This is a genomic window from Mesorhizobium sp. M7A.F.Ca.US.002.01.1.1, from assembly GCF_004022955.1.
GTDB classification, from domain to species: Bacteria; Pseudomonadota; Alphaproteobacteria; order Rhizobiales; family Rhizobiaceae; genus Mesorhizobium; species Mesorhizobium ciceri.
The window spans coordinates 25,371-36,715 of record NZ_RZQE01000015.1; the positions used below are offsets into that span (position 1 = coordinate 25,371).

10 protein-coding genes and 1 riboswitch are annotated in these 11,345 nt (G+C 59.0%); of the genes, 3 read left to right on the plus strand and 7 right to left on the minus strand.

The features are described 5' to 3' along the window. Positions 1-65 precede the first annotated feature (65 nt). The 7 genes from EN932_RS03760 to EN932_RS03795 form a co-directional block, all read right to left on the minus strand. The gene (locus tag EN932_RS03760) at positions 66-881 is read right to left on the minus strand and encodes a hydroxymethylpyrimidine/phosphomethylpyrimidine kinase (RefSeq protein WP_063169417.1); all 816 of its coding nucleotides are present in this window, start codon (positions 879-881) and stop codon (positions 66-68) included. After that, positions 872-1,477, minus strand: coding sequence for a thiamine phosphate synthase (locus EN932_RS03765; protein ID WP_063169416.1), 606 nt, complete (start codon positions 1,475-1,477; stop codon positions 872-874). Before EN932_RS03765 ends, EN932_RS03760 begins: the two co-directional genes overlap by 10 nt. Next, a complete protein-coding gene (locus EN932_RS03770; RefSeq protein ID WP_024504259.1) occupies positions 1,474-2,247 on the minus strand; it encodes a thiazole synthase in 774 nt (257 codons plus the stop codon). The genes EN932_RS03765 and EN932_RS03770 overlap by 4 nt, the downstream gene beginning before the upstream one ends. A gap of 1 nt (position 2,248) precedes the next feature. Further along, the gene (thiS, locus tag EN932_RS03775) at positions 2,249-2,446 is read right to left on the minus strand and encodes a sulfur carrier protein ThiS (RefSeq protein ID WP_024504260.1); all 198 of its coding nucleotides are present in this window, start codon (positions 2,444-2,446) and stop codon (positions 2,249-2,251) included. Further along, a complete protein-coding gene (gene thiO / locus EN932_RS03780) occupies positions 2,415-3,416 on the minus strand; it encodes a glycine oxidase ThiO (RefSeq protein WP_063169415.1) in 1,002 nt (333 codons plus the stop codon). Before thiO ends, thiS begins: the two co-directional genes overlap by 32 nt. Next, entirely contained in the window at positions 3,413-5,248 is a 1,836-nt protein-coding gene (thiC, locus tag EN932_RS03785) for a phosphomethylpyrimidine synthase ThiC (RefSeq protein WP_063169414.1), read from the minus strand. Before thiC ends, thiO begins: the two co-directional genes overlap by 4 nt. Positions 5,249-5,351: 103 nt before the next feature. Continuing rightward, a riboswitch (TPP riboswitch) is annotated at positions 5,352-5,468 on the minus strand. Between the two features lie 317 nt (positions 5,469-5,785). Further along, positions 5,786-6,049 carry a hypothetical protein gene (locus EN932_RS03795; RefSeq protein ID WP_082826710.1) on the minus strand — a complete coding sequence of 88 codons (264 nt, stop codon included), beginning with the start codon at positions 6,047-6,049 and terminating at the stop codon, positions 5,786-5,788. Between the two features lie 491 nt (positions 6,050-6,540). Here EN932_RS03795 and EN932_RS03800 point away from each other — a divergent pair, with 491 nt between their 5' ends. From EN932_RS03800 to EN932_RS03810, 3 genes are read left to right on the plus strand one after another with little or no spacing between them, the layout of a single operon-like run. Next, complete coding sequence (locus EN932_RS03800) at positions 6,541-7,878, plus strand: metallophosphoesterase (protein WP_063169413.1); 1,338 nt, start codon at positions 6,541-6,543, stop codon at positions 7,876-7,878. 2 nt (positions 7,879-7,880) lie between these two features. Continuing rightward, positions 7,881-9,947, plus strand: coding sequence for a hypothetical protein (locus EN932_RS03805; protein ID WP_063169412.1), 2,067 nt, complete (start codon positions 7,881-7,883; stop codon positions 9,945-9,947). After that, positions 9,944-10,999: a hypothetical protein gene (locus tag EN932_RS03810; RefSeq protein ID WP_063169411.1), complete on the plus strand. Its 1,056-nt coding sequence runs from the start codon at positions 9,944-9,946 to the stop codon at positions 10,997-10,999. Before EN932_RS03805 ends, EN932_RS03810 begins: the two co-directional genes overlap by 4 nt. The last annotated feature ends 346 nt before the right edge of the window (positions 11,000-11,345 follow it).

Genomic DNA, 11,345 nt, shown 5'->3' on the forward strand with positions numbered 1-11,345 from the left:
GACGGCACAGTGGAACTCAACGCGTTGTAAGGATGGCATAGAGAAGCAGTAGCCCTCCAGTCTCGCTACTGGAAAAATTCTGGAAAATGGGTCTGCTTGGCTGGACGCAGAACGTTGTGATTATTCAGCCGGCATTTCTGAAGCTTCTCGAACACAAACAGCTTGCCTTCGCGCACGCTATCTTCGAGCGACTTCGCCTTCGCCAGATGCGCCGCAATCGCGCTGGCCAGCATGCAACCTGTTCCGCGCATCGATATAGCAAGGCGCGGCGTGTCGAAGTGGATGGGTTCATGATCGGAGCGTAACAGAATATCGGCCGATCGGGGACCCGACGCGTGCCCACCCTTGATCAGCAGGGCCTGAGGGCCGACGGCCTGCAGTCTTTGTCCTTGTTGGAGCGCACCGTCCTCATCCGAAGCCGGTTCGGAACCAGTAAGGAGCGCCAGTTCAGGAAGGTTGGGCGTGACAATGCAGCAAAGCGGCATCAAATCGCGCTTCATGGCAGCGATAGCGCCTGCTTCCAGAAGTGCGCGGCCTGAGGTGGAGGCCAGCACAGGGTCGAGTACTGCCGGCACTTGCGGAAATTTGCGCAGCACTGCGGCAACGGCAACAATGATCTTGGCAGTCGCCAGCATGCCGATCTTGATTGTGGCTACGTCGTTGGCCTGTAGCGCGGCACACATCTGATTGGCCACCATGCTGGGTGGCGAATGATGGATTTCGATCACGGCGTCGTGCGTTTGCACCGTTAGCGCTGTGACGGCGAGACAGGTGCGCACGCCAACGGCAGAGATCGTCTCGATGTCGCGTGCTATTCCAGCACCCCCGCTGGAATCTGATCCGCCAACGACAAGCACATGCGGTTCTCGTCTCATCGCCATCGGTCCGTCTTTTCGATCCATTCTCGCGTGCGCGCTTCGGGGTCGAAGCTCAACGTGATGTCCGTGACCACTGCGGCGCTGTTGGCGCCGGCCTCAAAGACGCCGTCGAGGCGGTCGGGGTTGAGGCCGCCGATGGCGACCAATGGGATCGGCGCCACCCGCCGCTTCCACTCGCTGATCCGCTCTAGCCCTTGCGGTGCCCACTTCATTTTCTTCAAAGTGGTGGGATAGATCGGACCGAGCGCGACATAGTCGGGCTCGGCAAACATGGCCGTTTCCAGCTCGACATGATCATGCGTGCTCAATCCGAGCCTGACGCCCGCTGCCCGTATCCTCGAGAGGTCGGCCGTTTGCAAATCCTCCTGGCCCAGATGCACGAAATCGCAGCCTTCCTCGATTGCCAGGCGCCAATAATCATTGATGATGAGCTGGCTTTTGTGTTGGACACACCAGGCCTTCGACTTGCGGATCTCCGCGCGCAGCCCGGTTTCATCCATGGTTTTGATGCGAAGCTGAATCAGCTTGACGCCGAGCGGCGCCAACCTTTCGATCCAGGCGGCGCTGTCGACGATCAGGTAGAAGGGATCGAGCTTCATGAAAAAACGGCCCTGCCGACCATCGGTGTCGATGGCACGGCGACGTCGCGCGGTTCGAGCATTCCCGAACTGAACGCCTCACGACCGGCGTCGACCGCCTTACCGAAAGCACGCGCCATGCCGACCGGATCTGCCGCCTTGGCGACCGCTGTGTTCAGGAGCACGGCGTCAAAGCCGAGTTCCATGACGGTGGCCGCGTGCGACGGCCGTCCGAGCCCCGCATCCACAATCAGCGGGACGCCAGGGAAATATCCGCGCATCGAGCGCAGCGCCGTCATGTTGACCGGTCCCAAGGCGGAACCGATCGGTGCGCACCACGGCATCAGGACCTTGCAGCCCGCTTCCAGCAGCCGCTCGGCGACAACGAGATCGTCGGTGGTATAGGGGAATACCGCAAAGCCGTCCTCGCACAGGATGCGGGCGGCTTCAACCAGACCGAACACATCCGGCTGTAGCGTGTCGTGATTGCCGATCACTTCGAGCTTGATCCAGTTGGTGCCGAAGACCTCGCGCGCCATTTTCGCGGTGGTGACGGCTTCCTTGACGGAGAGGCAGCCGGCGGTATTGGGCAGGGTTCTGGCGCCCAGCGAGCGGATCAACGACCAGAATTGTTCGCCGGCCCTACCGCCCGCCATCTCACGCCGCAACGAGACGGTCACCACCGACGTGCCCGATGCCTTGACTGCATCGGCAAGGATGGCCGGCGAAGGATACTGAGCCGTGCCGAGAAGCAGGCGCGACGAAAGCTCGGTTCCATAAAGCTCCAACATGCTAGCCGCCCTGCATGGGCGAGAGGATTTCGATCCGGTCGCCGTCGCTCAACTGGAACTCCGCGCGGTTGGCTTTGTGCACGAGGTCGCTGTTGACGGCGGTGGCGAGCCAATCGCCCTCATAGTCGAGCGCGGCAAGCAACTCGGCCAGCGTGGTGGCGGCAATCTCACGCGCCTCGCCGTTGACCATCAGTTTCATGAGCATGCTCCTTGGTTCTGTCTTGACTGAAAACCAGGTCGGCAGCCTGGCGCGCCATGGCGGGGGCGAGGAGAAAACCGTGACGATAAAGACCGTTGATCGCGATGATCTCACCGTCTGTTTCGACGCGTGGCAAATTGTCGGGAAATGCCGGACGGACACCCACACCGGTTTCAACGATCTCGGCCTCACCAAAGGCCGGATGGAGGGCATGGGCGGCGCCCAGCAGCTCCATCATGGAACGCGCCGTCACCGGTCCGGCGCTCTGGCTTTCAATCATCGTCGCTCCGATCATGAAACGGTGATCGGTGCGCGGCACGGCATAAAGCGGAAAGCGTGGATGAAGCAAACGGACCGGCCGCGACAGCGAGACATCAGGCGTGCGAAGGATCAGCATTTCGCCGCGAACACCGCGCAGCCTGTCATCGGCCGCTGCCATTCCCATGCAGTCTATCTGACGGGCGAATCCCGAAACAGGCCGGGCGTCGCAGCCGAAGTGGAATTTGACACCCATGGTCGCAAGCTTGTCATGAAGTGCCGCCATCGCCGGGCGTGGGTCGAGGTGAGCCTCGTCGGGGAAGAGCAATCCACGCCGGAAGCGGCCGGCGAGGTCGGGTTCCAGGAGCGCAATTTCGTTTTCATCGACGCGCCGATGCCCTGACGTGCGACTGGCGAACCGGTCAAGCTCACCGGCATCACGCGGCGCGGCCACGACCAATGTCCCGGCCCGTGTCACCTGACCCGACAGCACCGCATCCCACCAGTCGGCAGCATCGCGTCCGAGATCCAGCACCGGCTGCTCCGCGCTTTCGCGCTCGCACCATGGCGCCAGCATGCCGCCGGCGAACCACGACGCGTTGCCACCAAGGCCATGCCGCATCTCGGCGACGGTGACCGTCGCGCCGCGGGCGGCGAGTTCGAAAGCGACGGTGAGGCCGGCAACGCCGGCCCCTTTGACGAGCACCCTCATGATGGTTTGGGAGCCTCTGGCACGACCGGTACGCCAGTCTCGTCCGCCTGCATGTAGAGATCGCCGCCCTCCCGGTATTTTGCCGCCATTGCCGCCATGCCTTCCTTCTGGGCCTCGGCACGGATGTCGTGGGAAATGCGCATGGAGCAGAATTTCGGCCCGCACATCGAACAAAAATGTGCCAGCTTGTGCGCCTCCTTGGGCAAGGTCTGGTCGTGGAAGGACCGTGCGGTTTCGGGGTCGAGCGACAGGTTGAACTGGTCCTCCCAGCGGAACTCGAAGCGCGCGCGCGAAAGGGCATCATCCCTGGTTTTCGCTGCCGGATGGCCCTTCGCCAGATCGGCTGCATGGGCGGCTATCTTGTAGGTGATCACGCCAATCTTGACGTCGTTGCGGTCGGGAAGGCCGAGATGCTCTTTCGGCGTGACGTAGCAAAGCATTGCGGTGCCGAACCAGCCTATCATGGCGGCACCTATCCCTGAGGTGATGTGGTCATAGCCCGGCGCGATGTCGGTCGTCAGCGGCCCCAACGTGTAGAACGGCGCCTCACCGCACACTGCGAGCTGCTTGTCCATGTTCTGCTTGATCTTGTGCATGGGGACATGGCCCGGGCCTTCGATCATCACCTGGCAGTCCTTTGCCCAGGCAATCTTGGTGAGTTCTCCAAGTGTTTCCAGTTCGGCGAATTGCGCCGCGTCGTTCGCATCGGCGATTGAACCGGGACGAAGGCCGTCGCCGAGCGAGAAGGAGACGTCATAGGCTCTGGCGATGTCGCAGATCTCCTCGAAATGCTCGTAGAGGAAGCTCTCCCGGTGATGGTGCAGGCACCATTTGGCCATGATCGAGCCGCCGCGCGAGACGATGCCCGTGACCCGGTCGACGGTCAGCGGGATGTAGTGCAGCCGCACGCCGGCGTGGATGGTGAAATAGTCGACGCCTTGCTCGGCCTGCTCGATCAGCGTGTCGCGGTAGACCTCCCAGTTCAGATCCTCGGCGATGCCGTTGACCTTTTCCAGCGCCTGATAGAGCGGCACCGTACCGATCGGCACCGGCGCATTGCGCACGATCCAGTCGCGGATGTTGTGGATGTTGCGGCCGGTCGACAGGTCCATCACCGTGTCCGCGCCCCAGCGGATAGCCCAGACCATTTTTTCGACCTCTTCGGCCATCGACGATGTGACAGCCGAGTTACCGATGTTGGCGTTGATCTTGACCAGAAAATTGCGACCGATGATCATCGGCTCGCTCTCGGGATGATTGATGTTGGCGGGAATGATTGCGCGCCCGCGCGCCACCTCGTCGCGCACGAATTCGGGTGTGACGAAATCTGGGATCGCCGCGCCGAAGGCTTCGCCGTCGCGTTGCAGCTTGCCGCGCATCACCTCGCGGCCGAGATTCTCGCGGATGGCTACGAACTCCATTTCTGGCGTGATGATGCCGGCGCGCGCATAGGCAAGTTGGGTCACCGCCTTGCCCTGCTTGGCCTTGAGCGGCCGATTGCGTATCGGAAATTCCGGTGTCAGGCGCTCGCCGGTGGCGAATCCATTGTCTTCCGGCCGGACGTGGCGGCCGTCATAGGCTTCGACATCGCCACGCGCCGTGACCCATTCGTGGCGAAGCCGGGCAAGGCCTTTTTCGATGCTGGTTTCGACTGATGGATCGGTGTAGGGGCCGGACGGATCGTAGACGGTGACGGGCGGTTCGCCGGCCGTCGGATGGACGGAAATCTCGCGCATCGGCACCCTGATCTGCGGGTAGAGGACGCCGGGCTTGTGGATTTTCCGCGAGGCGGGCAGTGGTCCCGTCGATACGGCGGGGGTGAGGGCATTCATCGTGAGGCTCCTTTGCTCATGCATTGGAGACCCAGTTCTGTGCCGGAAGGATGAAAAGACGCTTCTGTAGACCTGCTGCAACAGGACCTCGGGCGTAAACTCCCGCAAAGCGCTTGCACCGTCCCTACGCCAGTATGAACTGGATCAGGTTCAACGGGTCACTGCGCCGCGAAAGCCAGCAGTATCTCAGCCCCTTGCCGGGACTCCCCTGGTGAATGCCTTAGGTTGAACGGGCTGACGCTATCTTGTCAAGCGCATTCGGGCGCCTTCGGCCGGTGGCGACGACCGGCGGCCAGCCGGGCGGAGAGCTCGCGCATGCATCGGGGACAAGTCACGCCCCGTAGACCGGGGCTGAATGGCCAAAGCCTCATTCGCTTCGTGAAGGATGGAGAAACTGTATTGGCCATGTGCGCGTATCGACCAAGTAGCTCAGGCGGTCACGGATGTGGTTATTCTGGTCGAAGGTGACGAACGGCCTTGGGGGTCACCTCCTTTAGGATTCAGAGGTTGGAAGACGGCTTCTCGCGATCACGGCCATCAGGAAATACCTGTCTTCGGCTCAACCTCGACATGGCGTCCGATCGACCGCAGATATACAGCTATCTCGTTCATGAGATGATCGCGTTCGCCGTAGATTTCAGCAATCCTACGCAGCTGTGGCTCGACGGCCCTCCGTTGCGCTGGCGTGAAATCAGCATCGCCAAAGACGTATCCCAAGTTGCCAATCGCGCAAATTTTGCAGCCGGCGTCCACAACTGCTTGTACGAATGCCGGAATGTCTTTTTCTTGCATGGTCTTCATGTCGAACCTCTCGTGAATGGCGTGCTTGCGCCCCAATCTGCCTTTTCAGCGTGTCCTCTGGGCGGCGCAAGCCCTGAGCGTGACTGTGCACGGGCAACCTCGACTATCCCATCTGCCACGCTCTTTAGAATCGGTGGGGTCTGGTGATCGCAGGCTGGGCCACTCAAAAGCCTGCAAGAAGAAAGTCATGGCGACCATTGCTCAAGATCGCAAGGGTGCGTGCAAGACCTTCCGTTGGCAGTCATGCACGCTCGCTCAGAGATAGTCCGGCCGCGGAAATTCTCCCTTATTCGTAAGAAAGCTCATTGAGCAACTGGGCATTGAGCAACTGGGTCTCACGTCACGGGTCTCGTGTGCTTCACAGCCGAAAAATAGCCGCCGTGGCAATTCTCGAAAAGTGCAGGCTACCTCGTTAAGGACACTGCGGATGATCGTTCGCGCTTGGCAAAAGCGAACGGATTAGTCTATGGCTCTCGGCAGGGGGGCGAGTTATGCGGCGGGTGCGAATCCTTCAAGTAGGCGATATTCACTATCCGGACTGGCATCCTTCCTCTAGCAACATCGATGCCAAGGATAGCAAGTTCGCTCCGAAAATAACGCAGAAGCTACGCGCGTCTTCGCTGCGTGCCGTCTTGACGAAACTTCGGCGGCTGACGACTTCGAAGCCCTTGGATTCGATCGCCTTCATGGGGGATTTCACGAGCCGTGGCGACAAGACCTTCATTGCTTCGGCATTCCAGCATTTCACGTTGCTCTGCCGCGCACAGGGACGCAGTTCAAAGGCGCTTCCGTTGATATTCGTACCGGGAAATCACGATGTGAACCGTGATGACGCGCGCGAACTTGGACCGACTGAGAAATTCAGCGAAATGGCGAGTTTAGCCGCCCGCTTGGGTTGGCAGACCGTTCCCGTGGACCAACCCGTGCACTTCAGACTTCCGACAGGATCCGCAGGCGCAAACTTCATCCTCGTCAACACAGCGATAGGCAGTTGGGAGCTTCAAAACCTTCCCGCGTTCCTTCGTGATCGTCTCGAGGCACTCAGTCCTTCTACAGAGCCTCTAGATCTCGGCTCGCCGGACATCTCGGGACATTCGCCCGCGACACCTCCCAGCGATCCAGACAAGGAGGCGTCCGACGACGAGTATTACGGTCAGATGGACACGCCATACATCTCGCGTGAGATGCTTGCAGGCCTACAGGAATTGCTCCAGCAGCCCGACATGCGTTACGGCATCATAATCGGCCATCACAATCTGCTGCCACAAAAGACTCCGCGCATTACGCCATACGCGGAGATGCTCAACAGCGGATTTGTCAGAACTCAGCTGCTGCAGGGCAACAAGCCTATCGTCTACCTGCATGGACACATACATGCTGATCCGGTCGAGATCGTCAACGATCCAAGGTTTCCGGACGGCAAATTGATCTGCATCTCAGCACCAGAGATACAGTCAGGTTTCAATGAGCTCGTCTTCTTCACGACCGATCAGGGAGAGCTCGTCGGCATCCGACTTATACCCTACCGCACCAATGTCGCCGACGGGACGGTCATGGAAGGCGAACATTGCTTTATTTCGACCATGTCCAACGGCAAGGCCTTTCTGAACAACGACACGTTTGACCTGCTGCGCCGACTGCGCGACCATGCCACCAGGCGCGGGAATGGGTTACTCTTCTGGGACGAGATCACTGAGATTGCTGCCTCCGCCGAGCTCGGGCTAGATCTGGAAGACTCTCTTCTGATGCTCCAAGCGGCGCGCTTCATCGAGATAGACGGCCTCACCAAGGCAAACTCGGCTTGGCGCATTAAGGTAAGGGACGAATAGCGATGGAGAATCCGTTCGGCCCCAACAGGATCGAGTACGAAAGCCGCCCGATACTGTGGTTCAGTCAGAAGTCGGCGTTGATTTCTGCCGCCGCCAAGCCGGTCTTCGTCGCAGGGACGAGAGGCAGCGGCAAGACCAGCATTCTTCGCTCGCTTTCCACAGTCCATATTCTTGAAGACAAAAGTCTCTCGGACCAAGTCGGCAAGCTCGCTTGGTATGGCGTCTTCTTCCAGCTCAATGAGACATTCTCGCCCCTAATCGACAACGCCGTTCTGAACCTCATTCCGGAGCGGATACGCTTCGACACGGCCGCCGTGATCCCGCGGCAATTCGTAATCTTCTCTCACTATCTGGAGCTGAAGATAGTCGAACGCCTGCTCGAGAGCATCGGCCAGCTCAGACGCGACGGCCACTTGAAATACCGGGCCTCCGAAGATAGGGACGTCGCCCTGGCACTGCATCGCGAAGTGCTGCACTTCATACCCCAACCTGCCCGTCTCGACTTCTTCAGCATCGATGAGCTGCGGGGTGGGATAACCCGGTACGTCGACGAATGCTTCAACGCGTTCTTCTTTGCCGCCGATGCCGGAGCGACCGGCTTCAGAGCAACAGACCCTGGCGCGATCATTAACAAGGTCGCGACCGCGATCACTCCACTTTTAAATGGCCCATCTTTCGCCGGTGACAGGGCGCCCTTCTTCAAGATACTGATTGACGACTGTGAAGCACTGACACCGCTCCAACAGCAGTTCCTGAACACCTTGGTGAGAAAGACGCGCGGCAACGTGAAATGGGTCCTCGCCTACATCGGCGGCCTCTACGACACGATCCGGACGATCATACCCGGCCAGTCGCTCTCGAATGCTGACCGGGACGTCGAGAATCTTGATTCAGTCGATCCGAGGGAGTTCGCCACGCTGTGCGAGAACGTGTCGTCGCTTCGGCTGTACTATGCGCTTCCTGACCATCTGCGGAGTGATCTCGAGCGCAACGATGCGCTCAGCGCGTTTTCGCTCAAAAACCGGCTGGGGCGGCTTTCCGTCAATGACATCATCGAGCGGGTTATCATATCGGGTCATTCCGAGGGCAGAGAAGAGCTTGTGGCACTTGCTGATGCAGCACGTGAATTCCTCTCCGTGAATTTGAGGACGGCGGATCAGCAGCAATTCCTTCTTGATCGAAAAGCGCGCCCTTATGCCGAAGGGCTGGCGCTCGCGCTCATGAACCCGGAAATTAAGCGCCGGCCCATGAGCAAGGCGGATGCTTCAAATCTGAAGAGGTCGATCGCCCGGAAACAGGGATGGGCTTTTCTGAAAGCGTGCCAGATGCTGCGTCTGCATGACTACCCGTACGTAGGGCACCAGATCATCACATCATTGAGCGACGTCTGTATACGCGATTTCCTTGATATAATGGGAGAGATCTTCCGCCGCAGTGTTCCGAGTTCCAGTGATCCACGAAAACTGGTGGAATTCATCAACTCGGATTTACAGATTCATCTCGAACAGCAGAGACAGGCTGTGAACGCCGCCTCTCAACGGAAGCTTGATGGACTTCAGGCGCTTTCACATCCGTACGAAGAAGAGAGCGTGCGCATGGTGCGGGCGTTGGGTTACCTGACCGCTCGCCTCCAGACAGAGTTTGCCGAAGAAAATGCTCTAGGAACGACAGAGAGAGGCATTTTCAGGGTTGATCTAAAGGAAATGCGCTCGCTGGTGAACCGACTGGAGCAACCCAGCGGAAAACTGGACGAGGTCCTGCGTCGGGCGGAAAGGGATGGGTTTATCCGGGAGGTCTCCGCCGCCGGCAACTTTGAGGTGGACCGCGCCGACCCCGCATCGAAGGAGATGATGATCAGATTGCATCGGCGATTTGCACCTTACTTCGGGTTCTCCTATCGCGGCCCGTACGAAATCAACACAATCCCTGCGGCGCGGATGGTCGACCTGCTTTTTACCAGGCATCGGCTCCCAGAAGACTGGGCCGACTCGGTGTTTAAGGAGCTCGTCGCGCGGCCCGCACTCAAGACCGAATTCCAGCACTCGCTTTTCGAGAGCGATCTCGAATGACCGCTTCAACTGTCGAGTATCGAGTCTTCGGCCATCTGGCCGTCACCGAGAAGGCGAGAGATGCAGGTACCTGCGAAACGATGGAGGCAGATATCGCGATCGTCGCGCTTGGATGGGAAACGCGTTTCGCCGCGTTCGAAAACCATCTTGACCTGAAGGTCGGCAAGATCGTGGTTCTGGACTTTGCTCTGAAGGAAGCGAACGTCCCAGCCGTCGAAGAAAACCGGCGAAAGCTCATCGCTATGGGTACCCGATGGGGCGTCGAAGTGACTGTGATCACCCTCGAGCCTTCCATCGAGTATCAGAAGAACATCAATCTCCTCGATCACCTGCTCACTCAGATGGCCGCTTCATGTGGCTCATACGAAGGAAGCCTGCGGAAGGTTTTCGTCGAGTGCTCGACGATGCCGCGAATCTACATCCAATGGCTGATTGCGGTGGCATTCAAGAAAATGTCGATTCAGTCTCTCGAATTCGGGTACGCCGAAGGTATCTACGGGAACGCGATCGGCAAAGAGGATTTTTCCAGCGGCTTGGACCGATACGTCACCGTCCCTCATCTTCAAGGCAGCGGAGGAATGGGCGAAGAGAAAGTCCTGCTCGTGGGGATCGGAGGAGATGCCGACGTATTCTACGGATTGATCGATATCGTCAGTCCGGAACGGATCTCGCTCCTCGTCCCAAGAAGCGACAAGAATGCGCATATCGATGCTTTGCTCGATCAACAGGTGGCCAAGGTACGTGAAACCCACCGGCTCGAAGATGGCGAAGTTCGCGACATCCAGGCTTTCGGGCTGATGGCCCACCTCGATGCTTTCGAGACGTATCTCGACGGGTTCGGCTCGCGTGCGGTGGTGAACGTTTTTGTCAGCGGCCCGAAGGTTCAGGCCATCGCTGCTGCCGTGCTCGCCTGCTCCGACAGCCGCGTCCATCTCAAGGCAAGAATTCCCACCTCCTATGCCCATCGTGAAGTCTCAGCGAATGGGCGGTATCATATCTATAGGCTGATTGACCTGACATCCCCTGCCTGCAGCCTTCCCGGGACGTTCTGACACTATCTTGCATTCGAGTAGCATCATGGTCCCAGTAGCCGTTCCGCCAAGCCTTCAGCGCATGTTCGTGTCGCCCGATCCGGTCGATGGGGGGCTAATTCCCACTTGGAAGCTGCTCTACATCAGATCAGGGGGGAATGCAGACTGGCAGAATTCCGTCTAATTAGCGACTAGCTAAAACATATACTCAGGCGAGACTGTTCAGCATAGAAATAGTGAGTCGGCCGTGAACTATCCGCAAGCCATTGATCTGGCCTGTTGATTGAGGCGGATAGCGGCTTTGGAATTGCAGGATTAGCGGTATTTGGACGCTGTTTTCCTGCAATTCGGTTTTGCGATTCCCTTG